Source organism: Propionicicella superfundia DSM 22317 (assembly GCF_000423465.1).
Lineage (GTDB): Bacteria > Actinomycetota > Actinomycetes > Propionibacteriales > Propionibacteriaceae > Propionicicella > Propionicicella superfundia.
In genome coordinates, this window is the sequence record NZ_AUIA01000017.1 from 55,338 (window position 1) to 81,293 (window position 25,956).

General features: G+C 72.1%; 19 protein-coding genes and 1 pseudogene. 8 read left to right on the forward strand and 12 right to left on the reverse strand.

Annotated elements, in window-relative coordinates; translation table 11 throughout:
• Positions 1-122: 122 nt before the first annotated feature.
• From G555_RS0102730 to G555_RS17565, 4 genes are read right to left on the reverse strand one after another with little or no spacing between them, the layout of a single operon-like run.
• Positions 123-2,168, reverse strand: a complete 2,046-nt coding sequence (locus G555_RS0102730) for an efflux RND transporter periplasmic adaptor subunit (RefSeq protein WP_036920873.1) — start codon at positions 2,166-2,168, stop codon at positions 123-125.
• 2 nt (positions 2,169-2,170) lie between these two features.
• A complete protein-coding gene (locus G555_RS0102735) occupies positions 2,171-3,433 on the reverse strand; it encodes an ABC transporter permease (RefSeq protein ID WP_028707676.1) in 1,263 nt (420 codons plus the stop codon).
• Positions 3,430-4,131 (reverse strand): ATP-binding cassette domain-containing protein, encoded by a 702-nt coding sequence (locus G555_RS17560; RefSeq protein WP_036920876.1) that lies wholly within the window; start codon positions 4,129-4,131, stop codon positions 3,430-3,432. Before G555_RS17560 ends, G555_RS0102735 begins: the two co-directional genes overlap by 4 nt.
• Position 4,132: 1 nt before the next feature.
• Positions 4,133-5,458, reverse strand: a complete 1,326-nt coding sequence (locus tag G555_RS17565) for an efflux RND transporter periplasmic adaptor subunit (RefSeq protein WP_084634616.1) — start codon at positions 5,456-5,458, stop codon at positions 4,133-4,135.
• A gap of 607 nt (positions 5,459-6,065) precedes the next feature.
• On the opposite strand from G555_RS17565, the gene G555_RS17570 reads away from it, so the two are divergent.
• Both G555_RS17570 and G555_RS0102755 read left to right on the forward strand, forming a co-directional pair.
• The gene (locus tag G555_RS17570) at positions 6,066-6,752 is read left to right on the forward strand and encodes an ABC transporter ATP-binding protein (RefSeq protein WP_036920879.1); all 687 of its coding nucleotides are present in this window, start codon (positions 6,066-6,068) and stop codon (positions 6,750-6,752) included.
• A complete protein-coding gene (locus G555_RS0102755) occupies positions 6,739-9,093 on the forward strand; it encodes a hypothetical protein (RefSeq protein WP_028707677.1) in 2,355 nt (784 codons plus the stop codon). The genes G555_RS17570 and G555_RS0102755 overlap by 14 nt, the downstream gene beginning before the upstream one ends.
• A gap of 68 nt (positions 9,094-9,161) precedes the next feature.
• Here G555_RS0102755 and G555_RS0102760 read toward each other — a convergent pair whose 3' ends face one another.
• Positions 9,162-10,082, reverse strand: a complete 921-nt coding sequence (locus G555_RS0102760) for a ribokinase (RefSeq protein ID WP_028707678.1) — start codon at positions 10,080-10,082, stop codon at positions 9,162-9,164.
• Positions 10,083-10,405: 323 nt separating this feature from the next.
• Here G555_RS0102760 and helR point away from each other — a divergent pair, with 323 nt between their 5' ends.
• On the forward strand, positions 10,406-12,556 hold the full coding sequence (gene helR / locus G555_RS0102765) for an RNA polymerase recycling motor ATPase HelR (RefSeq protein WP_028707679.1): 2,151 nt from the start codon (positions 10,406-10,408) through the stop codon (positions 12,554-12,556).
• 107 nt (positions 12,557-12,663) lie between these two features.
• On the forward strand, positions 12,664-13,698 hold the full coding sequence (locus G555_RS0102770) for an alcohol dehydrogenase catalytic domain-containing protein (protein ID WP_028707680.1): 1,035 nt from the start codon (positions 12,664-12,666) through the stop codon (positions 13,696-13,698).
• A 14-nt stretch (positions 13,699-13,712) separates the two neighbouring features.
• Here G555_RS0102770 and G555_RS0102775 read toward each other — a convergent pair whose 3' ends face one another.
• From G555_RS0102775 to G555_RS0102785, 3 genes are all read right to left on the reverse strand, one after another.
• The gene (locus G555_RS0102775) at positions 13,713-14,684 is read right to left on the reverse strand and encodes an ERCC4 domain-containing protein (RefSeq protein ID WP_028707681.1); all 972 of its coding nucleotides are present in this window, start codon (positions 14,682-14,684) and stop codon (positions 13,713-13,715) included.
• Between the two features lie 157 nt (positions 14,685-14,841).
• The gene (locus G555_RS0102780) at positions 14,842-15,336 is read right to left on the reverse strand and encodes a GNAT family N-acetyltransferase (RefSeq protein ID WP_084634618.1); all 495 of its coding nucleotides are present in this window, start codon (positions 15,334-15,336) and stop codon (positions 14,842-14,844) included.
• Between the two features lie 99 nt (positions 15,337-15,435).
• Positions 15,436-16,077: a dihydrofolate reductase family protein gene (locus G555_RS0102785; RefSeq protein ID WP_028707683.1), complete on the reverse strand. Its 642-nt coding sequence runs from the start codon at positions 16,075-16,077 to the stop codon at positions 15,436-15,438.
• A 193-nt stretch (positions 16,078-16,270) separates the two neighbouring features.
• On the opposite strand from G555_RS0102785, the gene G555_RS0102790 reads away from it, so the two are divergent.
• Together G555_RS0102790 and G555_RS0102795 are read left to right on the forward strand one after the other, a co-directional pair.
• Entirely contained in the window at positions 16,271-18,445 is a 2,175-nt protein-coding gene (locus G555_RS0102790) for a heavy metal translocating P-type ATPase (protein ID WP_028707684.1), read from the forward strand.
• Positions 18,442-18,741 carry a metal-sensitive transcriptional regulator gene (locus G555_RS0102795; RefSeq protein WP_028707685.1) on the forward strand — a complete coding sequence of 100 codons (300 nt, stop codon included), beginning with the start codon at positions 18,442-18,444 and terminating at the stop codon, positions 18,739-18,741. The genes G555_RS0102790 and G555_RS0102795 overlap by 4 nt, the downstream gene beginning before the upstream one ends.
• A gap of 28 nt (positions 18,742-18,769) precedes the next feature.
• Here the strand turns inward: G555_RS0102795 and G555_RS0102800 are convergent, their stop codons facing one another.
• Positions 18,770-19,963 (reverse strand): MFS transporter, encoded by a 1,194-nt coding sequence (locus G555_RS0102800; protein WP_028707686.1) that lies wholly within the window; start codon positions 19,961-19,963, stop codon positions 18,770-18,772.
• A gap of 68 nt (positions 19,964-20,031) precedes the next feature.
• Here G555_RS0102800 and G555_RS0102805 point away from each other — a divergent pair, with 68 nt between their 5' ends.
• The gene (locus tag G555_RS0102805) at positions 20,032-21,237 is read left to right on the forward strand and encodes an ROK family transcriptional regulator (RefSeq protein WP_245581177.1); all 1,206 of its coding nucleotides are present in this window, start codon (positions 20,032-20,034) and stop codon (positions 21,235-21,237) included.
• On the opposite strand, the pseudogene G555_RS17575 reads toward G555_RS0102805, so the two are convergent.
• Positions 21,232-22,050 (reverse strand): annotated as a pseudogene (locus G555_RS17575) (NAD(P)-binding domain-containing protein); the annotation flags it as partial. The gene G555_RS0102805 and the pseudogene G555_RS17575 sit on opposite strands and share 6 nt — an antisense overlap.
• Before the next feature lie 18 nt (positions 22,051-22,068).
• Positions 22,069-22,308 carry an FAD-dependent oxidoreductase gene (locus tag G555_RS23005; RefSeq protein ID WP_245581179.1) on the reverse strand — a complete coding sequence of 80 codons (240 nt, stop codon included), beginning with the start codon at positions 22,306-22,308 and terminating at the stop codon, positions 22,069-22,071.
• Between the two features lie 209 nt (positions 22,309-22,517).
• On the opposite strand from G555_RS23005, the gene G555_RS17580 reads away from it, so the two are divergent.
• Positions 22,518-22,799, forward strand: a complete 282-nt coding sequence (locus G555_RS17580; RefSeq protein WP_051208313.1) for a DUF4342 domain-containing protein — start codon at positions 22,518-22,520, stop codon at positions 22,797-22,799.
• A 296-nt stretch (positions 22,800-23,095) separates the two neighbouring features.
• On the opposite strand, the gene G555_RS0102820 is transcribed toward G555_RS17580, so the two are convergent.
• On the reverse strand, positions 23,096-25,924 hold the full coding sequence (locus G555_RS0102820) for a cation-translocating P-type ATPase (protein ID WP_051208315.1): 2,829 nt from the start codon (positions 25,922-25,924) through the stop codon (positions 23,096-23,098).
• Positions 25,925-25,956: the final 32 nt, after the last annotated feature.

Below are 25,956 nucleotides of genomic sequence, written 5' to 3' on the forward strand. Positions count from 1 at the left end.
GCGATTCTGGACGCCTCCAGGTCGAGGTGTAACGCGATCCGAGCCGAGCCGTAACGCGGGCGACACGAGATCGCCGGGCCCGTCTCCCCCGGGGCGGGCGCGGCGCCGGGACGCCGCGCCGCTCACCGCGGAGGCTGACCGCCGCCCATCCCGCCACCGGGAGGAGCGCCGCCCCCGCTCTGACCGCTCATGTCGCCGGGGCCCTCCTGCTCGGCATTCGGCGTCGAACTCGACACCGACGCCTCGGGCAGCGGTTCGTTCCGGTCGGCCACCGACACCTCGTCACCGGCCGACAGGCCCTCGACGACCTCGATCCAGCCGTCGCCCTGGGCGCCGACCGTGATCGTCTTCTCCGTGGCGGTCCCGCCGCTGACGACCGAGACGGTTCCGCTGTTCGTCTCGGTCGTCGACGGGGTGAACGCCGACGCGGGGATCGCGACGTCGGCCGTCACCGACGCGGTCACGATCGACGTGGACACCCGGGTCGACTCCGCCAGCGACGATCCGCCCGTCGCGACGAGGACCGTCACCGGGTACGTCGTCGACGAGGTCGTGGAGGACGACGTCGACGTCCCGCTGCCGGTGGACGTCCCGCTCGACGTCGAACTCGGCAGGAGCCCGATCCGGGTCACCTGACCCTCCAGCGTCTCCGACGTCGACGGATTGGTCACCCGGGCCGTCTGCCCCACGGTCACGGTGGCGATGTCGCTGTAGGAGATGGGGACGGACACCTCGATCGCGCCGTCGCCGATGAGGACGACCTGGTCCGACGTGCTCGTGTTCTTGCCCGCGACGAACGGGATGCTGGCGATGCGCCCCGCGATCGGCGCGGTGATCGTCGCCGCGGACAGATTGTCCTTCGCCTGCTGGAGCGCGACCCGCGTCGTCTCCACCGACGCCCTGTTGGTGATGAGCGTCGCCTCCGTCACCTCCTGGCTCTGGCCGCCGGCGCCCCCGGCCGACGACGAGTCCGAGGAGCCGCCCAGCGCCGAGCCGGCCGCGCTCACCGCGGAGCCGACGCTGGTGGCGGTCTGCTGCGTCTGGGACTGCAGGGACGCCGACTGGCTCTGGAGCTGGGCGGCCTGCTGCTCCAGCTCGGCCGCCTTGGCGGTCAGCTCGGCGGCCTGCGACGACACGGCCGCCGCCTGCGTGCGCAGCGCCGCGGCCTGCTTCTCCAGCGCGGTCTGCGCGGTCTTCATCGCGGTCTGCACCGCGGCGAGCTTCGCCGGGAGCGCCTGCGTGGAGGCGTTCAGCGCGGCCACCGCCGTGGTGCACTCCTGGGAGGCGCCCGATGTGGCGGTCGAGGTGGGGGTGGCGGAGCCGGACCCGGTCGCCGTCGCCGTCGGTGAGGCGGAGCCCGACGCGGTGGACGTCGCGGACGGTGACGCCGACGTCTGCGAGTCGGTCGCGGTCGCCGTCGGCGAGGACGTCTCCGTGACGGTGACGGTGACGGTCTGCGTGACCGTGACCGTGACGGTCGCACCGGCCGCGGTGCACGCGCCGACGACGTCGGTGACCTGCTGCGAGATGGTGTCGAGCGCCGTCAGCAGCGGCTCGGTGACGTCGGTCAGATCCACGTCGACCGAGGAGGTGCCGCCACTCGTCCCTGTACTGCTCGACGCGGACGAGGGACGCGTCCCGGAGCCGGAGGAGGACCCGCCCGTCCCCGACGAGGAGGGAGCCGACGCCTGCGTCCCGGACGAGGAGCCGGAGCCGGAGGATCCCGAACCGCCGGAGGTCGAGGCCGAACTGGACGCCGTGGCGCTGGAGGACGTGCTGCTGGACGTCCCCTCGTAGGTCGCCTCGTTGACGGCCAGCGTCGCGACCGCCGAGAGATAGTCGGCCTGCGCCGAGGTGACGGCCGCTTCGAGGCTCGTCGTGTCCATCGTCGCGATGGTCTGCCCCGCCGTGACGGTGTCGCCGGCCGAGACGGAGACCGTCTTGACCGTCCCCGACGTCGGGAAGGACAGCGCCACCTGGTTCGTGTGGTGCACCGTCCCCGTCGCGGTCAGCGTCTGCTCGATCGCATGGGACCCGACGGTCACGACCGAGTAGGACGCGGCGCCGGTCCCGACGGCGAGCGCCTGGTACCCGACGACGCCGCTCACCAGGAGCGCGACGCCGAGCGCCGACCAGACGGCGATTCCTTTGTTCTTGCGACGTGCCATGGTCACTCGTTCCTCAGGGCATCGATGGGGGCAAGACGCGCCGCGCGCGCTGCCGGGTACACACCGGCGACGACCCCGATCAGCAGGGACACGCCGAGGGCCAGGACGGTGGCCCAGGGGGAGATGACGACGGGCTGGCTGATGACCTTCGGGATGACGTAGGCGCCGAGGAAGCCGAGCGCGACGCCCAGCCCGCCGCCCATCAGCCCGAGCAGGCTCGCCTCCACCAGGAACTGCCACCGGATCGACCGGGGCGTCGCCCCCAGCGCCTTGCGGAGGCCGATCTCCCGGACGCGTTCGGTGACGCTCACGAGCATGATGTTCATGACCCCGATGCCGCCCACGAGCAGCGAGATCGCCGCGATGCCTCCCAGCACGGCGCTGAGGATGGCCGTCAGCGAGCTGAGCGTGTCCACGAGGGCCTGCTGGCTCGACACCGTGAAGTTCTGCGTCGCGGCGTTCACCCCACGCTGCGACATCATCGTGTTGGTCGCCTGCTGGTACGCCGCGCTCAGCGTCTCGCTGCTCGTGGCCTCCAGGTAGATCGTGGTGACGTTGTTCATGTTGGACGACGAGGTCAGGTTCGCGGCGTACGTCCCGGCCGGGATCACCACGAGGTCGTCCTCGTCACCCGACAGGGTCGTCCCGATGGCGTCGAGCACGCCGATGACGGCGTAGGACTGGCTGTTGATCGTGACGGACTGCCCGACCGGGTCCACGCCGCTGCCGAAGAGCGTCTCGGCCGTCGTCGGGCCGAGCACCGCGACGCGGGACTGGATCGTCGACTCGTTGGCGGTGAAGAACCGCCCGTAGGCCAGGGTCCTGTTGCGGATGACCTGCCAGTCGGTCGTGGTGCCGACGACCGACACGGTGGACGAGTTCGTCGTGTCGCGGTAGGTCGCCGTCACGGTGGTGGACGATGTCGACACGGGGGCGACGCGTGCGATGTCGGGGTTCGCGGTCTGGTCGGCGAGCGCGTCGGCGTCGGCGAGCGTCAGCGACACGGACTCGCTCGACCGTTGCATCGTGCGGGTCTGGGTGCCGCTCGTCGACAGGCCCGTGCCGGTGCCCTGGGTGACCAGAAGCAGGTTCGAGCCGAGTTTGTTGACCTGGTCGGTGACGGACTGCTGCGCGCCCGTGCCCAGGCCCACGGTCAGCATGACCGACGCGATGCCGATGAGGATGCCGAGCATCGTGAGGGCGGATCGCAGCTTGCGGTGTGCGATGGCGTTGAACGCCGTCCGGAAGGTCTCCGCGAGGTTCACGGCGTCACCCCCGCGGCGGTGACCGGCTGATCGGAGAGCAGCCCGTCACGGATGACGAGTCGCCGTTCGGCGACCTCGGCGACGTCGTACTCGTGCGTGATGAGGATGATCGTGCGCCCCTGCCGGTGGAGGTCGTCCAGCAGCCCGAGCACGTCCCGGGTCGATACCGAGTCCAGGTTGCCGGTGGGCTCGTCGGCCAGGATGATGTCGGGGTTCGTGACCAGTGCCCGGGCGATGGACACGCGCTGCTGCTGTCCGCCGGACAGTTCTCCGGGTCGGTGGGCGCTGCGGTCGGCGAGCCCGACCCGTTCCAGGGCGGCCAGTGCGCGGTCCCGGCGCTCGGTGCGATGCACGCCGGCGTAGAGCAGGGGCAGTTCGACGTTGTGCCAGGCGGACATCCCGGCCAGCAGGTTGAACTGCTGGAACACGAAGCCGATGCGACGGTTGCGGACGTCGGCCAGCTCGGTCTCCGTCATCTCGGACACGTCCTCGCCGGCCAGGTGGTAGGTGCCCGCCGTGGGCACGTCGAGGCAGCCGAGGATGTGCATCAGGGTCGACTTCCCCGAGCCGGACGGGCCCATGATGGCGACGTACTCGCCCTGGTCGATGGTCGCGGTGATGCCGCGCAGCGCGTCCACGCTGAGCGTGCCCGAGGTGTAGGTCTTGCGCACGCCGGCGAGTTCGACGATGGCTGCCATGTCACCGGCTCTGTTCGGACTGGGGCTGCGCGTAGCCGCCGTTGCCCGCCGGCATGCCGCCGCCGCTCGCCATTCCCCCGTTGGGGAAGCCTCCGGTCTGGCTGCCGCTGGGCATCTGCCCGCCGCCGCGGGCGCCGGACGTGCTCGTGTACACGACCTCGTCGCCGTCGTTCAGCCCTTCGGTGATCTCGGTGCTCGTCCCGAAGGTGCGGCCCACGGTGACCGCCGTCTTCGTGTCGGTGCCGTCGGCGCGGACCGTCACGTAGGCCTGCCCGTCCTCGGTGGTGACGGCGGCGGTGGGCACGGTGAGCGCCTCGACCGAGGTGAGCACGACGGTCACGTCGGCGGAGCCTCCGATGTACAGGCCGCTCGGCGTCCCGTCGATGACGACGACGATCGGGAAGGTCGCTGTTCCCGAGGTGGAGCTGGAGCCGACCACGTCGATCGTCTTCAGCGTCCCGTCGAGGGTCTCGCTGGACCCGTCGGGGACGATCTCTGCGGACAGTCCCTTGCTGAGCTCGGCGACGTCCGACATGCTCACGCTCGCCTCGACCTGCCATTTCGTGGTGTCCACGACGATGACGTCGCCGGTCGACGACGAGCCGGACGTCTCGCCGGGACCGGACGTGGTCGAGGTGCCGCCGGACGACGTCTCGCCGGCGGTGATGTTGAGCTCGGCGACGACGCCGGCGATGGGTGAGGTCATCGTCGCGCCGTCGAGGCTCTCCTCGGCCGAGACGAGCTTCGTCTTCGCCGCGGCGAGTGTCGCCTCGGCGGCGGCGATCTGTTCGTCGGTGGAGTCGGAGTCGTCCTCCAACGCCTCCAGGGTGGAGTCGGCGGAGTCGACGGCGGCCTGGGCCTCGGTCACTGCCGATTCGAGGCTCGTGGTGTCCTGCGTCGCGAGGACCTGTCCCTTGGTGACCTTGTCCCCGACCGACACCTTGACGGCTGTGACGGTGCCCTGCGACGGGAACGAGAGGTAGCTCTCGTTCTGGGCCGCGAGGGTGCCGGTCGCCGTGACGGTGGTCTCGTGGGTGGTCTTCTCGGCCGTGGCGGTCACCTCGGTCGTCGTGGTCTCCTCGGCCTTCGGGCGGGTCAGCGCCCAGGCGGTCGTTCCCCCGGCGGCCAGGACGAGGACGCCGGCCGTGACGCCGGCGAGGATCTTCGTGCGGCGCGACCACCTCGACGGCGGCCAGCGCCGTGTCCGGGTCGCGTCCGCGTCCGTCGTGCCGTCCGCGGCCGCCGTGTCGGCGGCCGCCGCACTGTCGGGCGATGGCCCGCGTGACGCCCCCTTCTTCGAGGACCGGCCCCGCCAGAACCCTGCCATGTAAACGCCCTCCTGCGATGTGTCCACAGGGCACTGCCGGATCCGCGGTCGACGGCGCAGCACTCCCTCCTCGATGATGACGGGGCATCCCTGTGAAACCCGGGGTCTGGGCTGTCGGGCGCCTATGAGTTGGCCATGGACGCGTCGGCGACCCTCCTGCGACCGGACCTTGCGGACGCGGGGTGCCTTCAGCACGCATCGGACGCCTCACTCACTCTTTTTCTCGATGCGCCATAAACCCGCCTCGGGAGGTCGTTCAGCGCCGGAACAAAACGCTCGCCCTAGTCAGAGCGAAAAGAAACAAACGCCGGGCGGAGAGCCCGGCATTCACGTCCGGCCGCATCGTAAAGCCCACAGAACTTGGCGTTTGACGCCCCTCATGGCGCATGTTAGCTTCACGTCACGGCCGCACATCGCAGCGAGGAATTCTTCACCCCCGACCCCGTAAAGGAGTTCCCGATGAGGACGGTACCGGTGAAACCCGGTGGGACGACACCGCCGACACGGGCAGATATCACAGGACGAACACCCGCCCCGACTCGGCGTTCTTCGCGCCTGGTGACAACGAGTTCGTTCGCTCTCGGCACGACCACGAGGTGCTGAGCGGATGACTGACGCTGTGGTAGCGCGGGGCCTGGTCAAGACCTTCGCGACACCGGCCGAGGAGGTCCACGTCCTGCGGGGCGCGGACCTCCTCGCCGCACCCGGCACGCTGACGTGCCTGTTCGGTGCGAGCGGGTCGGGCAAGACGACGCTGATCTCGATCCTGGCGGGCCTGCTGACCGCCGACGGCGGATCGGTCGAGCTTCTGGGGGCCGACTGCACGACCCTGAAGGACGCCGAGTACGCACACCTGCGACTCACCCGGATCGGCGTGGTGTTCCAGGACCACAACCTGATCATGCAGTTCACGGCCAAGGAGAACATCGCGCTGCCGCTGGTGGCGCAGGGTCTCACGCCGGCCGAGGCGGACACCGAGGCGATGCGATGTCTGGAGCTGGTCTCGCTGGGCGAACTGGCGAACCGGATGCCCGCCGAGATGTCGGGCGGGCAGCGGCAACGGGTGGGCGTGGCCCGGGCCATCGCCGGCCACAAGAGCCTGCTGCTGGCCGACGAGCCGACCGGATCGCTGGACCAGACGACAACGCGAGCCCTGTTCGCGACGCTGCGGAGCCTGGCTGGCGAGCACGGGATCACGGTGCTGCTGGGCACCCACGATCCCGGCGCGGCCGACGTCGCCGATCAGTCCTTCGATCTTGCCGACGGACGGCTGGTTCCCCATGTGGCGCACTAGCGGATTCATTGCCCGCCTGCTGACGCGATCGTCCCTGCTGCGCTCCACGGTGGTCGGGCTCGCGCTCGTCACGGGCGTGCTGTGCGCCATCACGACGGCGCTGCTCAGCCTGCCTCTCAGCCCCGAGCAGCAGGCGACGCAGACTCTGGGCGGCGCTGACGGCCAGACAACGTCTCCCATCCACCGCGTCGCCCCCGGATCAACCGGGTCCACCGAGTGGGAACGCGCCGCGCGCGAGCACGGGGCGACCACCGTCGTTCCCGAACTCGTGACACGCCTCGATGCGATCACGTCGGACGGGCCCACCCAGCTCTTCTTCATCGAGACCGCCCCACCGTCGATCACGATCGAGGGGCGGTACGAGCTCCTGGAGGGCCGGTGGCCGCAGCAGGCGGGTGAATGCATCGCGAGCGGCTCCCTGACCGAGGTGCGGCTGGTTCCGGGCGATTTCGCACTCACTCTCGTGGGCCGGGTTCGCGATGTCTTCGACCCGCGCGACGCCATGGTGCTGTGCGCCCCCGGGACCTGGGCTTCGTGGAGCGTGCCCGATTATCTGGCGGATGGCCTGAGGGCTTCCACCGCCTACCTATGGATGTCCCCTCACCCGGCCGAGACGGCCGCCGCGCTCGCCCAAGAGGGTGTCGTCTATTCGCTGTCGCGCGATCAGATCCTCGATGACGCCTTCGAGGTGGATCAGCAGAACGCCACCTCGTCCTGGCCGTCCTTCGTCGTCGTGCTCGGAGTGAACCTCGCCGCCGTCGTGCGGCTGCGGCGCTGGCTCGCGCGTCAGACGACGATCCTGTGGCAGGTGGGCGTGCCGCGCCGCCCGGTCGCCGCGAGCCTGGCTCTCGCCCTCGTGGCGGCGGCCGCGCTCGCGTGCGCCGCAGGCGTGGTCGTCGGCGTCGGGATCGCCTTCGCCGCTCGTCCCGGTCTGGTCGAGCTGAACGGCGGCAAGCCGATCGCCCCGCTGGAAATCCCGACGGGGGTGCTCGCGGCGATGGGGGCGATGGCCGCGGTGGGGGTGGCGCTCGGGCTGCTGCTGCCGGTTCGCGCCCTGTCCGGGCGAGCTGCGGCACGGGCGAGGGCCAGGCGGCAGCGACTCAGCGACGAGACGGCGCTCACGCTCGCCGGAGCGGCATTCCTGGCGTTCCTCGCGATCGGCATGTTCTCGCGCTCCAGCCTGCTGCTCGCGCTCGGTTCCGCCCTCGCCGTGGTCTCCGCGACACTGTGCCTGCCGTGGCTCCTGAGCCGTGCGCTGCCGCGACTGCGGCGCGGTGTGCGCCCCCGGGCGCTGGCCGCGCGCATCATCGGCGAGCAGCGAGCCCGGACCGACGCCCTCACCGGCAGCCTCGCCCTCGGCGTCGGGCTCATCGCGGCCATGCTGACCATGAGCTCCGCCGCCGCCGCCGGCGTCGACGCGATCAACGAACCGGCTGTTCCGGCGGGCACCGCCGTCGCCACCGTCACGCGTGTCGACGGCACGACGATCCCCGCCGACGCGGTGTCGGCGTTCATGGCCGCGATGGGCGACCCGCCGTCCATCGAGCTGACGCACGTCGGTTACGTCCAGGGTCACGGACCGGTCGTGTCCGTCGCCTCGGTCGAGGAGGCCCGGCGGCTCCTCCCTCAGCTCAGCACGCAGGGGCAGGAGGCGCTGGCGCGCGGCGAGATCGTGTTCGTCCAGGACGTGAGCGGCCCCGTCGAGCTGAGCTTCAACGACGGGAAGACGACCGCGCAGGCCACCGCGTTCGCCCACCCGCTGCCGGCGTGGCAGAGATCCGTCCTCTTCTCGGGGATCGTCCTCACCGACAAGGTGGCCGCCCCGCGCGACGGGGTCCAGGTGTACAAGGTCTTCTACGGCCTGTCCGACGAGCAACTGGCGGCTGCCGAGCACTACGTCGACACCACCGGGCTCGCCGCGGACTTCGACTACCACCGCCCGGTGCAGCCGTGGGGGATCCCGCTGTGGCTCCAGCTCGCGGCCGTCGCCTTCGGGTTCGGCTTCGCGCTGTTCGCCGCGTTGTCCCTGCGGCTGGAACTCCAGGTTCTCGCGCCCGCCCTCTCCGGGCTCCGGGCACTCGGGCTGTCGCGGGCCTGGATCACGCACGTCGCCCTGTGGATCACCGGGCTCGTCGTCGTCCCCGCGCTCGTGGCCGCCGCCGTCGGGGCGGTCGTCCCCGTGCCGCTGATCCTCTTCGCACTCCCGGGGTGGTACGACCCCGCGGGAGTGCCCTGGGCCGCTCTGCTCGCGACCTGTTCGGCCGTGACGCTGGGGGCGGCCGGCGGGGCGCTCTGGGCTCTTCGACAGGTGCGCTCCCAGGCGCGCGAACTCCAGGCCTGACGGGCCGGACACACAACGTGGAGGGTTGATGTTGGACTACCAACAACAACCCTCCACGCTGACGACGATCAGGCGTGCGCCGCCAGGAAGGCGTCGATCTCGGCGGCCGTCGGCAACGACGGCTGAGCGCCGAGCTTCGTGCAGGTCAGGGCGCCGGACGCATTGGCGTACGTCGCCGCCGCGACGATGTCGCCGTTCAGCTCGACGTAGGCCTTGGCCAGCGTTCCGGTGAACGCGTCACCGGCCGCCGTCGGATCGACCGCGTCGACCTTGTTCGTCGGGACGAGGGTGTCGATGCCCTGGCCGTAGATGTACGAACCGCGATCGCCCAGCTTGAGGACGACGTACGTCGGATGGTTGATCTCCATCAGCTTCTGCGCCGCCTCGCGGCACGTCGCGTCATCCCCCGGGTACACGCCCACGAGCGCCTTCGTCTCCGTCTCGTTCGGCGACAGGATCGTGACCGGCGGCAGGCCGTCCAGGGCGTTCGCCCGCACCGGGCCGGCGTCGAGGACCGTGATGATCCCGCGCTCGTTGGCCAGCTCGATCGCCCGCTTGTTGGTCTCGGACGGGATCTCGAACTGCAGCAGGACCGCGTCGCAGCCGTCGTCGAACGCCTTCTCCAACTCGTCGGGCGGGGTCTCCATGTTCACACCCGGGAAGATGATGAGCCGGTTCTGGCCGCTGTCCTCCAGCGTGATCGCCACGAATCCGGTGTTGCCGTCGCGGCGCAGCACGTGGGTCGTGTCGACGCCCTCGTCCTTCCAGCGGTCCAGCAGGTAGTCGCCGTTCGAGTCGTTGCCCACCGTCGCGTACGCGACGACCTTCGCTCCCGCACGCGCGGCCGCCACGGCGGCGTTGCTGCCCTTGCCGCCGGGAGCATTGCGGTAGTCGTGCCCGAGGACACTCTCACTCGGCTCCGGTGCGCGCTCGCACCGCAGGATGAGGTCCATCATCACGCTACCGACAAGGAGAATCTTCGCTGCCATCGTCCAAACCCCTCCGTTGGGAACCACCTCAGCGGCTCGGCCGAACGCCGATGTCCGTGCCCGTCACGCACGCTGCGTCTCAACTCTGCCACACTCCACCGCTTCGCGGCAGACCGCGTGCCACGCCCGCGAACATGGCCCTCAGAAGCGGAAACGTGACCGGGGAGCGAAAGGGGGAGAGGGGTTCGCGACCAGCGCCGACGGCCACGCGAACGAGCCGAGCGGCTCTTTCCACTTCCAACGTACAACGCACAGGGGGGCTTGCCGCAAGGCCCGGGGGGAGGCGCAGAATCGACGTCCGATCCAATCTGGGAGCTGATGACGTGACCCCACCGGCAACCGGCGTTTTCGCCCTTCCCGAGCACCTGTCGGCCAAGGCCGACCCGGCGTTGATCGCCCGCGATGCGCGGCACCTCGCCCTCATCTCGGCGACCCTCGCGCGACAGGTCGCCGAGCTGACCCGACAGCTCGACGCGCTGCGGCGTGACCCCGGCGGAAAAGGCAGGCAGGCGCTCGACCGCGACCTGGAGATCCATCGCCTCACAGCCCGGCTGCGCATCCTGCGGCGGTCCGGTCTCGACCTGTGCCTCGGCCGGATCGTCCGCGTGGACGATCCGGAGCCCGTCTACATCGGACGGGTCGGCCTCACCGACAGCACGGGCGAGCCGCTGCTGATCGACTGGCGCACCCCCGCCGCCGAACCGTTCTTCGCCGCGACCCGGGCCAACCCGCAGGGCCTGGCCGGGCGCCGCCGCTACCGCTGGGCACGCGGCCGGATCACCGACTACTGGGACGAGGCATTCACCCCCGACGGCCTGGAGGGACACGCCGCGCTGGACGACGAGTCGGCGTTCATCGCCAGCCTCGGCGCCGTCCGCTCGGCCCGGATGCGAGACGTCCTCGGCACCATCGCGGCCGACCAGGACGCCATCATCCGCGCGGACTCCCGCGGCGCGCTCGTCGTGGACGGCGGCCCCGGCACGGGCAAGACGGTCGTGGCGCTGCACCGCGCCGCGTACCTGCTGTACTCCGACCCCCGCATGGGCGAGGGCCGGGGCGGCGTCCTGGTGGTCGGCCCGCACCGGCCCTACCTGGCCTACGTCGCCGACGTCCTCCCCGCGCTCGGCGAGGAGGGCGTCCGGACCTGCACCCTGCGGGACCTGCTCCCCGAAGGCGCCGCGGCGGTCCCCGAGACCGACCCGGAGGTGGCGCGGCTCAAGGCGTCCGCCGACCTGTCGACGGCGATCGAGCCGGCCGTCCGGCTGTACGAGGAGCCGCCGACCGACGACCTGGTCGTCGAGACCGACCGGGGCGATGTCGTCCTCACCGCCGCGGACTGGGCCGAGGCGTTCGCCGCGGCCGATCCCGCCACGCCGCACAACGAGGCGCAGCAGGAGGTCCGGGAGGAGCTCCTCACCATCCTCGCCGACCGGCTCGGAGACGAGGACACGCCGCCCGCGACGCTCCGCGCGTCGCTGCTGCGGAACGCCGACCTGCGCACGGCCTTCCGCCGAGCGTGGCCGATCCTGGATCCGCGCGAGACCGTCGGCGATCTGTGGACGGTCCCCGCGTACCTGCGGATGTGCGCCCCCTGGCTCTCCCCCGACGAGGTGCGCCGTCTGCAGCGCACCGAACCGCAGGCGTGGACGACGTCCGACCTGCCGCTGCTCGACGCCGCCCGGCTGCGAGTCGGCGACCCCGAGGCGCCCGCCCGCGCGCGCCGCCGCGAAGCCGCTCTCGCGGAGCAGCGCGAGTACATGGACCGGGTCGTCGACTACCTGATCGAGACCGACGACGACCCCGAGAGCAGCCTGATGATGCTGCGCGGCGACGACCTGCGGCAGGCGCTCCTCGACGAGGACGCGGAGCCGGCCGCCGACCCCGACGTGCTCGCCGGGCCGTTCGCACACATCATCGTGGACGAGGCCCAGGAGCTGTCCGACGCGGAGTGGCAGATGCTGCTGCGCCGCTGCCCGTCGCGCAGCTTCACCGTCGTCGGCGACCGCGCCCAGGCCCGGCACGGCTTCGCGGAGTCCTGGCAGGAGCGCCTCGAGCGGATCGGCTTCGACCGCATCGGGCTCGCCACGCTCGGCATCAACTACCGCACGCCCGCCGAGGTCATGGCGGAGGCAGGTCCCGTCATCCGCTCGGTGCTGCCCGACGCCAACGTGCCCGTCTCGGTCCGTTCCACCGGTGTCCCGGTCGTCCACGGACACGCCGCCGAGCTGGGCGCGGTGCTCGACGACTGGCTCGCCGCCCACGCCGAGGGCGTCGCGTGCGTCATCGGCGACCCGACGTTCGCGGGGACGCCACGCGTCCGGTCGCTCACCCCCGAGCTCGCGAAGGGACTCGAGTTCGACCTCGTCGTCCTCGTGAACCCCGACCGGTTCGGCGCGGGCATCGAGGGCGCCGTCGACCGGTACGTCGCCATGAGCCGCGCCACGCAGCGGCTCGTCGTCCTCACCGGCGACTGATCCCGGGTCGGGCCGTGTCCCGCTGCCCGGTGCACCCGCGGCGAGGCGCCCTCCCACACTAAGGTCTGAAACGCCGGGGACGCTCGGGCACCGGCCGGAAGGAACGCATGCGCGCCATCGTCTACGACGCCGTCGGGGAGCCGCCGCGGCTCACCGAGATGCCCGCGCCCGTGTGCGCGCCCGGCGGAGCGGTGATCGACGTCACGGCGACCGGCATCTGCCGCTCCGACTGGCACGCCTGGCGCGGCCACGACCCCGTGCCGCTGCCGATGATCCCCGGCCACGAGTTCGCCGGCGTCGTCGCCGCCGTCGGCGAGGGCGTGACCCGCTTCGCCCCCGGCGACAGGGTGACCGCCCCGTTCGTGAACGCCTGCGGGCGGTGCGCGTGGTGCCTCGCCGGGCAGGCGCAGGTGTGCCCGCAGCAGACGCAGCCCGGCTTCACCCACCCCGGGTCGTACGCGGAACAGGTCGCCGTGCGAGCCGCCGACTTCAACCTCGTGCAGCTTCCCGACGCGGTGGACGATGTCGCGGCGGCGTCCCTCGGGTGCCGGTTCGCGACGGCCTATCACGCTCTCACCGCGCAGAGCAGGCTCGCCGCCGGCGAATGGCTGCTCGTCGTCGGGTGCGGTGGAGTGGGACTGTCCGCGATCCTCATCGCCGCGGCCCTGGGCGCGCGGATCGTCGCGGCCGACCCGTCGCCCGCCGCCCGCGCCCGCGCACTCGACCTCGGCGCGACGACCGTGCTGCCCGTCGCCGACCCGGACGTCCTCGCCGACCTGACCGGCGGCGGCGTCCACGTCTCGCTGGACGCCGTCGGCTCGCCCGCGACCGCCGCAGCCTGTGTCGGCTCGCTGCGCCGCCGCGGCCGGCACGTCCAGGTGGGGCTGATGCTCGCCGAGGACGCCGTCGCCCCCCTCGCCTGGGGTGACCTCGTCTCGCGCGAGCTGGAGATCGTCGGCAGCCACGGCATGGCCGCGTCCGACTACCCGGGGCTGCTGGAGCTGATCGCGGGCGGGCGGCTGGATCCGCACCGCCTCGTCGGGCGCGTCATCGACCTGGCCGGAGCGGGCGACGCCCTCATGGCGATGGACGCGCCCGCGGGGGCCGAGGCGGGGCTGACCGTGGCGACTGTGACGCGCTGACCCGGAGGCGGGGCTCAGCGCTCCGGATGCGCTCGCGCATACGCCGCGAGCACCTGGGCCGGGACCCGGCCCTTCGCCGACACCTCGATACCCGCTGCCCGGGCCCAGGACCGCACCTCCGCGGCGGTCGCGGGCAGCGGCTCCGGCGGCGGCGCACCACCGAGCTGCCCGAGCCTGCGCTCGACCTCGGCCTCCTGGCGCCGCTCGGCGAGGCAGGCCGCCAGGAACCGGTATGCCCACTGCTGGGCCAACGGCCGTGTCTCCGCGAAGACGATCGGCACGGCCGGGAACCTGGCCTGACACTCACCCAGCCGGTCCGCCACCGCAGCGGGACGCACGTGGGTCAGGCCGAAGATCCGCGAGTACCGCTCCTCCACGACGACCGCCGCCCGCGGGACGGCCGCGAGCCCGGCGAGCATCGTCCACACCCTGTCCGAGGTCAGGGTCGACACGAGGTCGTCCAGCGACTTCCGCTCCACGACGGCAACGACCGACCCGTCGGCCTCGACCGCGTAGTCGCCCGCGGCAAGAGGTCGTTTCGTGACCTGGACGTCCTCCTTCGCGAACGTCCAGCCGTATCGCTCGTGGACGTCCATCACGATCTCCAGCCGAGCAGTTCCGGCGGCACGGGCCGACGGCGTCCGTACATCCGGCCTGGCCTTTCGGGACGTCCGGGCCGTCTGCCAGAAGATCACCTCGCGCCCCTTGGCGGAGGTGAGGATGAACTGTGAGCGGTTCTCGCGGCCCCGCTCGAGGACGAGATCGATGGCGGCGCCGCGTCGCACGCACGCGACCGTGGCCGCCCGGTCGACCACCTCGGGGTCGGCAGGCCAGGCGTCGGTGCGATGGCAGTACACCTTGGCCGTGCGGGGCCACACCTCGCGTGTCTTGAGCACGACGCCCTCCTCACCAAGGGGGAGGCGGACGAGATACGGCAGAGTCGATCCTGGCTCGGGGTTCTTGACCACGAGGAAATCGTCCGGCATGGCAGTGAGGCTAGCCGGACGAGAACGCCGTCGCGCAGCGATCTGCGACCCGTCGCCCGAGATCCAGCTCACGTGCTTGCCGAAGCGCGCGCCCGCGGCGGTCGCAGACCCGGTGCGAGCCACAGGTCGCGTCCTCGCCGGCCGACCGGTCCGCCCGTCAGACCGCCCGCTCCAGATAGCCGACCGTGAAGGGAAGGTGGGGGAACGTCGCGGTGCCGGTGTGGACGAAGCCGAGGGCCGCGTACCACTGTTTGAGCACGGTGTTCTCCTCGATGATGCCGATGGTGAGGCGAGCGGCGCCGCGGGTGCGGGCGGCATCCGCGGCGGCGGCGACCAGTGCCGCTCCGGCACCGTGATGCCGGTGCTCCGGGAGGACGGCGAGCTTCTCCATCTCGCAGGCGTTCCGGTCGGGACGGCGCACGGCGGCGAAGCCGACGAGTGTCCCGTCCGTCAGGTACGCGCCCAGGTGGAGGTCGCCCCGGTCACGCTCCCGCGCCAGCCGCGACACCGACAGGAAAGCCGCGTTCGTCGGGCAGGTGGCGGGAGTCAGACCGAAGCGCTCGGCCACCGTGGCGAAGGCACGCCGTACGACCTCGGCGGACGCGTCCAGCTCGTCGGCGAGGGTCGGCCGTACCGTCACGACAGAGCTCATCACGCCGCTATCGTGGCGCGTCGGCACCCGTGCCGCATCCGCTTTTCTCACTGTGCCGGGGCTCGCTCGGGTGCACGGCTGCCGGGCCCGTCGCGTCCGTCAGGCCGGACGCGCGACCCCCGTGACCTGGTCCAGCGCGAGCCCGCTCTTCGCGAACGGCGCCGGGCGCAGCACCAGGTACCCCACGGTGCCGTCGAGAACCTCGGCCCGGAGCACTTCGAAGCCGTTCGGCGGGGTGCCGTCGGCGAAGAGTCGTTTGCCGGTGCCGACCGCGACGGGGAACACGATCAGCCGGTACTCGTCCACCAGGCCCGTCGCGTGCAGGGCGCTGGCGAGCTGCCAGCTTCCGTGCACCTGCAACTCGCCGTCCCCGACCCTCTTCAGAAGCGCGATCTGGTCGGACCATCCTCCCCGCAGGGCTTGGGCATTGGCCCAGTCCAGGCAGGTGAGAGTCGAGCTGACCACGTACTTCGGAGCCGAGTTGAGGACTGCGGCCACGGTGTCCTCCGTGTCGGCGAGCCGGCTCCAGTAGGGGTGCATGAGACCGTAGGTCGTGCGCCCCATGAGCACCGCGGACGTGCGCGCGAACCACTCGCCGACGACCCGTCGCCAGCCTGGAAGCTCGGCGAACGGGGCCATCCAGCCACCGTGCGCGAAGTCGCCCGAGGAGTCCTCCTCGGGCGACCACGGCCCCTGCATGACGCCGTCCAGCGTCAGCAACTCGTGTACGACAAGTTTCATCGCCTTCCTCTCTGTCGGCGCGGGCCTTCCGGCCGACACGGATGGCCACGACGCTACCGATCAGTCACTGACCGGCGAGGCCACAAACCGGACGATGTCCCCTGCGCGGTGGGGATCCCGGCGCCCGGGTCGCCACCGAGAGTGTCGACGACCGCGGACTTGCTACCCTACCCCCCTAGGGTATACTGGCGATATGTCGCATGCGGGGCACGATCACCACCAGCACCACGAGCACGACCACGACGACCTCGGAACGACGCACATGCATGCCATGGACGTCGATCCCGGCCGCACCGACACCAGCCACGCGTCCCACGACAGCCACGCGGCCCACACCGGCCACGGCGACCACACCGGCCACGGCGACCACGTGGCCCGCTTCCGGCGCCTGTTCTGGATCATGCTCGCGCTCGCGATCCCGGTCGTGGCCTTCTCGGCGATGTTCGCGGACCTGCTCGGGTACGCCCTGCCCGCGACGGGGTGGACCACGTGGGTCTCACCGCTGCTGGGCACGGTCATGTTCTGCTGGGGAGGCTCCCCGTTCCTCACCGGCGCGTGGGCGGAGATCCGCTCCCGCCGTCCCGGCATGATGCTGCTCATCGCGCTGGCGATCACCGTGGCGTTCCTCGCCTCCTGGGGTGCCGTCGTCGGCCTGCTGGACCACGCGCTGGACTTCTGGTGGGAACTGGCCCTGCTCATCGTGATCATGCTGCTCGGCCATTGGCTGGAGATGCGCTCCCTCGCCCAGACCACCTCGGCGCTCGACTCGCTCGCGGCGCTGCTGCCCGACCGGGCCGAGGTCGTCGACGGCGCCGCCACACGGCTCGTCGATCCGGCCGACCTGCAGGTGGGCGACCTCGTGGTGGTGCGGCCGGGCGGTCGCGTCCCGGCCGACGGACGGATCGCCTCGGGGGCGGCCAGCATGGACGAGTCGATGATCACCGGGGAGTCCCGGGCGGTCCGTCGCGGCGCCGGGGACCTCGTGGTGGCGGGCACGATCGCGACCGATTCGGCCGTCCGGGTCGAGGTGACCGCCGTCGGCGAGGACACCGCCCTGGCCGGCATCCGGCGACTGGTGGACGAGGCCCAGAACTCCTCGTCCCGAGCACAGCGGATCGCCGACCGCGCCGCCGCCTGGCTCTTCTGGTACGCCCTGGTCGCCGCGGCTCTCACCATGACCGCGTGGACGCTGTTCGGGCTGCCCGACGACGGGCTCGTGCGCACCATCACCGTCCTGGTCATCGCCTGCCCGCATGCCCTGGGGCTGGCCATCCCGCTCGTCGTGTCGATCGCGACCGAGCGGGCCGCGCGCGGCGGCGTCCTCGTGAAGGACCGGCTCGCGCTGGAGCGCATGCGCACCGTCGACACTGTGCTCTTCGACAAGACCGGCACGCTCACGCGTGGCGAGCCCGCACTCACCGCCATCGAGCCCGGCCCCGGATACACCGCCGAACGCGTCCTGGCGCTCGCCGCCGGCGCCGAGGCGATGTCCGAGCACCCGCTCGCCCGGGCCATCGTCGCCGCCGCCGAGCGGCAGGGACTCGGGATCCCCGCCGCGACCGGCTTCGCGTCGACCCCGTCACTGGGAGTCAGCGCAGCGGTCGACGGGATCGGCGTCCGGGTCGGCGGGCCGCGGCTGCTGGCCGACGCGGAGGTGGACGGTCTCCCGATCGCGGCCTCCTGGGACGCGGAGGGTGCCACCGTCCTGCACATCCTGGCGGACGGCCGGGTCATCGGCGCCCTCCGCCTCAGCGACGCCGTGCGCGACGAGTCGGAGCGCGCCGTGGCGGCCCTGCACGCCCTCGGCATCCAGGTCGTCATGGTCACCGGGGACGCCGAACCGGTCGCCCGCACGGTCGCGTCGGCCCTCGGCATCGACCGCGTGTACGCGGGGGTCCTGCCCGCCGACAAGGCCTCCACCGTCCGCGAGCTGCAGGGCGAGGGACGCACCGTCGCCATGGTCGGCGACGGCGTGAACGATGCCCCGGCGCTGGCCCAGGCCGATGTCGGCATCGCCATCGGCGCGGGCACCGACGTCGCGATCGCGTCAGCGGGGGTCATCCTCGCCGGGTCCGACCCGCGCTCGGTGCTCTCGGTCGTCCAGCTCTCCCGCGCCGCCTACCGGAAGATGACGCAGAACCTGTGGTGGGCCGCCGGGTACAACCTCCTCGCCGTCCCCCTCGCGGCCGGGGTGCTCGCCCCCGTCGGGTTCACCCTGCCGATGTCGGTGGGCGCCATCCTGATGTCGCTGTCCACCATCGTCGTCGCGGCCAACGCCCAGGTGCTGCGGCGCCTCGACCTGCGACCCGAGGCCGGCGCCGACCAGATCCTCCCGCCGAGGCACCACGAAGGAGACGAGCACCGATGAGCACCGAGACCGGCCACCACGGCTACCTGTCCGACAAGACGCGCTATCTGCAGCGCCTCAAACGCATCGAAGGCCAGGCCCGCGGCATCCACCGCATGGTCGACGAGGAGCAGTACTGCATCGACATCCTCACCCAGATCTCGGCCCTCACCAGCGCCCTGGAGAACGTCGCGCTCGCCCTGCTCGACGACCATCTACGGCACTGCGTCGTGGACGCGGCGAGGCAGGGAGGGCCGGAAGCCGAGGCGAAACTCGCCGAGGCGAGCGCCGCGATCGCGCGCCTCGTCCGCTCCTGACCGGCGACCGAACACCGCTCCGGCGCTCTCAGGGCTCGCGCGAGAACGGCGCCTTCGGGAAGGCCCGCCGGGCGAGCAGGATGAGGAGCGCCGCCGACGCCATCAGGACCGCCGCCACCCACGCGAGTCCTTCGACGCCCGTCAGGACCAGGACGCGCCCGCCGATCGCCGCTCCGACGGCGATCCCGAGGTTGGCGGTGCCGTTGATCCATGCCCCGGCGATCTCGGGCGACGTCGCCCGCGTGCGGACCGCCACGGTCTGATACAGCGAGGGGATCGGGCCGAACGCCATCGCCCACACCGCCCCCGCGACCACGACGCCGGCGAGCACGGGGTACGCGATGCCCACTCCGACGATGCCGAGGACGAGTGTGCCGGTCATCACCAGCGCGCTGGCACGGGTGTGCAGATCGAGTCGCGGTCCCGCGATGGCCAGGCCGATGAGCCCGCAGACGCCGAAGACCAGCAGGACGGGGCCCACCCACTCCGGGGCGGCGCCCGACCGGAGAAGCACGACGCTGACGAAGGTGTAGAGCACGTACTGGCCGAGGAAGGTGAGCCCGTTGGCGCCGACGACCGCGACGAACTGGCGCAGGTGGCCCGTGTAGGCGCTGCGGTGCTCGACGGGCGCCTCCACCGACGGGAGCACGAGCACGACCAGCACGAGGACGACCGCGAGCAGCACGACCAGGGCGACGAAGGCCGTCCTCCACCCGGCCGCGTTGCCCAGGGCCGTCGTCAGGGGGACGCCCAGGATGAAGCCGGCCGATCCGCCCGCCGAGGACAGGGCCATCGCGCGGCCGGTCAGCGACGGCGGGACCAGCCGGGCGGCGTAGCCGATGCACACGGAGAAGAAGAGCGCATGCGTCGCGCCGCCCAGGGCGCGGCCGATGCCGACGACCAGGAGGGATGGCGCCAGCACGACGATCAGATTGCTCAGCAGGTAGCTGCCGAGAGTGAGGAGCAGCAACGGCTTGCGACGCACGTGCCGGGTGAGGAAGGTCAGCGGGACGGACAGGACCGCGACCATCACCGCGTAGAGGCTGACCAGCAGCCCGGTGGTGGACTCGCCGACGCCGAATCCCGCGCCGATCTGCGGGAGGAGCCCGACGGGCACCATCTCGGTCGTCACCGCGGCGAAGGCGGAGGCCGACAGGCTCAAGAGGCCCGCCCGGGCGCCGCGGAGCGTCGTCCCGCCGTCGTGGGAGACCCCCTGCGCCATCGGTTCGACCCCTTCCCGTGGTTTACTCGTTCTACGAGCATATTCCTGGGGGTGAGACGATGCCAGCCGTGACCGGTCGTTCCCGGCCGAGGTCGGCCCGGTTGCGCTGGACGACGGCCTCGGAGCTTCTCCGGCTCGTCCACTCCGAGCCGCGGATCACCCGCACCGAGGCCCGCGCACGCCTCGGGCTGTCCAGCGGTGCGGCCGCGGAGCTCATCGAGCGGCTGCGGGGGGCCGGGTTGCTCGCCGAGCACCGGGCGCCCCCCGCGGGCCCCGGACGGCCGACGACGACGCTGGGCGCCCACCCGCGGGGTCCGCTCGTCGCGGTGGTCGACCTGCGTTCCGGCGGGTGGCGGATCGTCCTGAGCGACCTGACCGGCGGGATCACCGAGGTCGCCTCGGGAGTGTGGGGCGACGAGGACCTCGCCGGGCGACTGCCCGCGATCGCCGGCGAGATGGCGCGCGCGGTGTCCGCCCATGCCGGGCGCATCCGCGCGGTCGTCGCGGCCGTGGCAGGCACGGTCAGCGGCTCCAGGCTCCTGCAGTTCTCGACGCGCGGCTGGGGCGAGGCCGACCTCGGCGTCCTGACCGGCCGGATCGAGCCACCGGGCCGGGTGCGCCTGCTGGCCGGCAACGACGCGACCCTCGGCGGCCTCGCCGAGGCCCGCACCGGAGCGGCGCGCGACGCGCGGGTGGCCCTGCACGTCCTGGTCGCGGTGGGGGTCGGCGGGGTGCTGCTGGTCGACGGACGTCCGGTCACCGGAGTCCAGGGGGCCGACGGCGAGTACGGCCACCTGCCGTTCGGGGATCCGGAGCTTCGCTGCCCCTGCGGGGCGAGGGGGTGCTGGGATCTCACCGTCGACGGCCGAGCCCTCGCACGCCACCTCGGGGCGCCGGTTCCCGACGATCCCGTGGCGTACGCCCAGGGCCTGCTGGACGACGTCCGGTCCGGCCGGGCCGGGGACTCCGCGCAGCGGCGCGCCGTCGACCTGACCGCGCATGCCCTGGGGGCGGGGATCGCGGGACTCGTGAACCTGCACGGGCCCGAGGTGGTGACGCTCGCCGGCGTGGCGACCGACCTCCGCGCGGCGGCGCCCGTGGCGTTCGCCCGCGGCTTCGACGAGGGGCTGATGCGCTTCCGGCGCGACAGCCCGCCCCTGGTGCGGGACGGCCTGTACAGCCGCAACGGCCCGGTCCGTGGAGCGATCGGTCTCGGCGTCGAGGAGATCACGAGCCCCGCGGCCCTCGCCGAGTGGGGTTCCGTCACCTCATAGGGCCGGCTTCGCCACCCTTCTCGCGGCCGCGCGGGCGGCGCGACGTCCGGCCCGCGTGGCGCCGAGGGTCGACGCCGACGCGCCGTAACCGGCGAGCAGCAGCCGCGGCTCTCTCGCGACGAGGGTGCCGTCGGTGCGGATGCCGCCGCCGGGTTCGTGGAGGTGCAGGGGTGCGAGGTGGTCGACGGAGGGACGGAACCCCGTGGCCCACAGGATCACGTCGGCGTGGACCGTCTCGGCCGTCGACCCCGGGGACGCGCCGGTCCCGGGCGGGAACACGACGCCGTCGGGTGTGATCCGGGTGAACATTCCCCGCGAGACCAGGAGCCCGGAGGCGATCCCCCGCCGGTACTCCTGGGTGAGCGGCAGCCCGGTCGCCGCGACCACGCTGAGCGTGGGCAGGCCCGCGAGGGTGCGCTCGCGGACCCGGCGCTCGACGTCCGCCCCCCATTCGGTGTCGAACGGCGCGTCGGTCCACTGCGGCGGGCGGCGGGTCGCCCAGGTCGTCCTCGCGGCGACGCCGTCGAGCTGCAGGAGGAACTGCACGGCCGACGTCCCGCCCCCGACGACGACCACGTCCAGGCCGCGCAGCTCGTCGGCGGAGCGGAAGTCATGGGTGTGGAGCTGGCGGCCCGCGAACGTCTCGCGGCCGGGTATGTGCGGCCAGTACGGCCGGTCCCACGTGCCGGTGGCGTTGATCACCACCCGCGCACGGTAGGTCGCCGTGTCGGTCCGCACGGTCAGGGGGCCGTCGGGGCCGTGGTCGGACGTCACGGCGTCGACCCGGACCGGACGGCGCACCGGCAGGGCGAAGCGCTGCTCGTACTCGCCTTAGTACCGCGCGACCACCTGCGACGCGGGCTCGTGCGGGTCGGGGGTGCCCAGTTTCAAGCCGGGCAGGTCGTGGATGGCGTGCGCGCCGCCGAAGGTGAGGGACGGCCACCGGTGCCGCCACGCGCCGCCCGGCCCCGGGTTCGCGTCGAGGACGACGTGCTCCACGCCCTCGCGCCGCAGGTAGTAGGACGACGACAGCCCGGCCTGACCCGCTCCGATGACGACGACGTCGATCACCCGAACCTCCTAGTTGACATGTCAACCATATCTCGGGCGGACTGGTTCCGCCCGAGCTACTGCGGGTGACGTACTCCGGAACACCGCAGGCGGAGGACTCGCGGACGCGCTCGTCGAGAGAACCTGGAGACGTCACCTCATCGGACGACACCGAGAAGCTGCGATGAGGATCCATCGGTCCGCGACGGACCGGAGAAGGAGCCACGGCAATGACCGACAAGACCCACGACGAAGAGTTCACGGTCTCCGGGAACGACCTCCTGGGCAGGGTGCGAGGACTCATCCGCGAAGGCAACGTCCGACGCGTCTTCCTGAAGGACGAGGCCGGGACCACGCTTCTGGAGATCCCGCTGACCGCCGGCCTCGCCGTCACCGTGCTCACCGCGGCATTCGCCCCGGCACTCGTCGCCGTCGGGGTGGTCGCCGCCCTCCTCGCCCAGGTCACCGTCGGCGTCGAGCGGAGCGAATCGAGCGCGGAGCATCCCGCCTGACCGGCGAAACGGCCGGTTTCGCCGACGGGCCGCGCAGCCCCTCGGCTCGGGCTGGGTGCGGGCGGGCTGACCGCCAGGTTGCGAGGCGTTGCCGACCGGGTCGTCAGGCCGCCGCGCGCCGACCGCCAGGTTGTACCGGCTATGCCGCCTCGCTTCACCGTCGTATGCCATACAACGTGGCGGCCACCTCTTGTGGGTCCGGCCATCGGAGCAGGTATGCCGCACAACCTGGCAGCCAGCGCCACGCCACAGGCCGGGGATTCCCTCGGCCCTTCGGTCCACGAGCTCGCCCCGGGTCAGGACGCCTCCGCGCGCCGCCGCTGCGCTGCGCGCAGCACCAGTTTGCGCAATTCGTCGGCCCACAGCACGGTCGATGCCAGCGCGACGACGACCGCCCAATGCCTGAGATCGAGTGAGGCGGTGCCGAAGGCCGTCTGGAGCACCGGCACCTCGACGACGGCGATCTGCAGCGCCAGCGCGACCGCCAGCGCGCCCCACAACCAGCCGTTCCCGAAGAGACGGCGGGCGGCGCTGGCCGTCTCGGATCGCGAGTTGAGCGCATTGAAGAGCTGGGCGAGCACGAGGGTCGTGAACCCGGCGGTGCGGGCGACCGCGAGCGTGTCGGTGCCCTCGATCAGACCGCCCGGCAGGAACACGTCGATGGCCAGGAGCGAGGCGACGGCCATCACGAGCCCCACGTACAGGATGCCTCCCCACATTCGGCCGTCGATCAGCCGGTCGGACGGGGAACGCGGCGGACGGGCCATCACGTCGTCGATCTCAGGATCCACACCCATCGCCAGGGCGGGCAGGGAGTCGGTGACGAGATTGATCCACAGGATCTGGACCGCGAGCAACGGGACCACGACCCCGCCCCCGCCGTCCGCCAAGCCGATGGCCCCGGCCAGGACGACCCCGAGAAAGACGGTGAGGACCTCGCCCATGTTCGACGACAGCAGGTAGCGCAGGAACTTCTTGATGTTGTCGAAGATCACCCGCCCCAGACGGATCGCGACGATGATCGTGGCGAAGTTGTCGTCGGCGAGCACCATCCGGCCCGCCTGCTTGGTCACCTCGGTCCCGGTGATCCCCATGGCGACGCCGATGTCGGCCGACTTCAGCGCGGGCGCGTCGTTGACCCCGTCGCCGGTCATGGCGACCACGAGGCCGCGGGACTGCAGCGCGTCCACGATCCGGTTCTTGTGCGCGGACGTCACCCGTGCGTACACGCTGACGTGCCGGGCCTCCTCGGCGAGCGTCTCGTCGTCGAGTCGATCCAGCTCGGCACCGGTCAGCGCGGGGCCGTCGGGGGCGGCGATGCCGAGGTCGGTCGCGATCCGAACCGCCGTGGCCGGATGGTCGCCGGTGATCATGACCGTGCAGATTCCCGCGCGTCGGGCCTCGGCGACGGCGCCGGCCACCTCGGGGCGCGGCGGGTCGATCATGCCGACGACGCCGACGAGGACGAGGTCTCTTTCCAGATCCATGCCGTCGTCGTCCTCGGTCAGTCGTTCGTCGTCGGCCAGCGGTCGATACGCGACCGCCAGCGTGCGCAACGCCTCCCCGGCCATCCCGGCCGCGCCGTCGAGGAGGCGGGTGCGGTCGTCGTCCGCGAGCGCGACGACCTCGCCGCCACGCACCAGCCGCGTGCAGCGTCCCGCGAGGACGTCCGGTGCGCCTTTGCTCACCAGCAGCCGCTGGTCGCCCGCGACGAGCACCGACATCATCTTGCGGTCCGAACTGAACGGCACCTCGCCCTCGCGGCTGTGGCTCTCGATCGTCGCCGCTGCCTCGTCGAGTTTGCCGGCCGCGACGAGGAACGCCGCCTCGGTCGGATCACCCTCGATCTGCCACCGACCGTCCTGTTCGTGCAATTCGGCGTTGCTCGCCAGCGCGCCGTGGACCAGGGTCATCAGCGCCTCACCGCGCAGCGCACCGTCCGGCACCGGGCGACCGTCGCGAACCAGGTCGCCCACCGGGGCGTAGCCGACGCCGGTCAGCTCGGTCACTCCCCCGGCCGTCAGCACCCGCTCGATCGTCATCTCGTTGCGGGTGAGCGTGCCGGTCTTGTCGGTGCACACCACCGACGCCGAACCGAGCGTCTCGACCGAGCTCAGTTGCCGGACGACCGCCTTCCTGCGGGCCATCTGCTGCGCGCCGATCGCCAGCACGACCGACAGGATCGCCGGCAGCCCCTCGGGCACGGCCGCGACGGCCAGCGACACGCCCAGCAGCAGGACCGTGACCAGTTCGCCGGCCGTCGAGATCTCGTTGACCAGGGCCGTGACGATCATGACGACGATCGCGATGGCGACGACGCTGATCCCGAGCAGCCGGGAGACGCCGGCGATCTCCCGGTCGAGCGGGGTGGGCTCCTCTCGTGTCTGCGCGAGCTGCTCGGCGATGCCTCCCACCTCGGTCGCCATCCCTGTGGCGGTCACCACCGCGCGGCCGACTCCCAGCGGAACGACCGTGCCCTTGTAGACCATGTTCGCCCGGTCCCCCAGCGGAACCGGTCCGCCCAGCGTGTCGACCTGCTTGGCCACCGGCACGCTCTCGCCGGTCAGCGAGGACTCCTGCACCCGCAGCCGGCCGGCCGACAGCAGGCGACCGTCCGCCCCCACCGCATCGCCCTCGGCCAGTACCAGGACGTCTCCTCGCACCAGCTCCGACGACGGGACGGTGTGCAGGCGACCGTCGCGCAGCACGGTCGACGTCGAAGCCGTCATCGAACTCAGCGCGGCGACGGCGCTGTCCGCGCGACGCTCCTGGACCAGGCCGACGATCGCATTGAGCATCAGGACCGCCACGATGACGATCGGGTCGACCGGGACGCCCTGCGCGCCCTCGACCATCCACGCCGCGACCGCGACGGCCACCGCGACCAGCAGCAGGTAGACGAGCGGATTCTGGAACTGCCGGAGCAGCTTGCGCCACCACGGCACGCTCCGTGCGGCGCGCAACTCGTTGGGCCCGTCGGCAGCGAGCCGGCGCGCGGCCTCGGCGGAGCTCAGCCCGCCGGCGGGGTCGACGCCGAGGGCTCGCGCGACCTCGTCGGCGTCGGTGATGGTGGGGTCGAAGGGCAGAGACTGTGCGGTCGAATCGGTGTTGACGGCAGACGTCACTCTTCCATGGTGCCTCGGAGGCGAAAGCGCTC

Excerpts from the sequence above, each read along its gene's own strand:
- G555_RS0102770 (WP_028707680.1), top strand. The coding sequence starts at position 12,664 with ATGCGCGCCATCGTCTACGACGCCGTCGGGGAGCCGCCGCGGCTCACC.
- G555_RS0102730 (WP_036920873.1), bottom strand. The coding sequence starts at position 2,168 with ATGGCACGTCGCAAGAACAAAGGAATCGCCGTCTGGTCGGCGCTCGGC.
- G555_RS0102755 (WP_028707677.1), top strand. The coding sequence starts at position 6,739 with ATGTGGCGCACTAGCGGATTCATTGCCCGCCTGCTGACGCGATCGTCC.
- G555_RS17580 (WP_051208313.1), top strand. The coding sequence starts at position 22,518 with ATGACCGACAAGACCCACGACGAAGAGTTCACGGTCTCCGGGAACGAC.
- G555_RS17560 (WP_036920876.1), bottom strand. The coding sequence starts at position 4,131 with ATGGCAGCCATCGTCGAACTCGCCGGCGTGCGCAAGACCTACACCTCG.
- G555_RS17570 (WP_036920879.1), top strand. The coding sequence starts at position 6,066 with ATGACTGACGCTGTGGTAGCGCGGGGCCTGGTCAAGACCTTCGCGACA.
- G555_RS0102800 (WP_028707686.1), bottom strand. The coding sequence starts at position 19,963 with ATGGCGCAGGGGGTCTCCCACGACGGCGGGACGACGCTCCGCGGCGCC.
- G555_RS0102785 (WP_028707683.1), bottom strand. The coding sequence starts at position 16,077 with ATGAAACTTGTCGTACACGAGTTGCTGACGCTGGACGGCGTCATGCAG.
- G555_RS0102790 (WP_028707684.1), top strand. The coding sequence starts at position 16,271 with ATGTCGCATGCGGGGCACGATCACCACCAGCACCACGAGCACGACCAC.
- G555_RS0102780 (WP_084634618.1), bottom strand. The coding sequence starts at position 15,336 with ATGAGCTCTGTCGTGACGGTACGGCCGACCCTCGCCGACGAGCTGGAC.
- G555_RS17565 (WP_084634616.1), bottom strand. The coding sequence starts at position 5,458 with ATGGCAGGGTTCTGGCGGGGCCGGTCCTCGAAGAAGGGGGCGTCACGC.
- G555_RS0102760 (WP_028707678.1), bottom strand. The coding sequence starts at position 10,082 with ATGGCAGCGAAGATTCTCCTTGTCGGTAGCGTGATGATGGACCTCATC.
- G555_RS0102775 (WP_028707681.1), bottom strand. The coding sequence starts at position 14,684 with ATGCCGGACGATTTCCTCGTGGTCAAGAACCCCGAGCCAGGATCGACT.
- G555_RS0102795 (WP_028707685.1), top strand. The coding sequence starts at position 18,442 with ATGAGCACCGAGACCGGCCACCACGGCTACCTGTCCGACAAGACGCGC.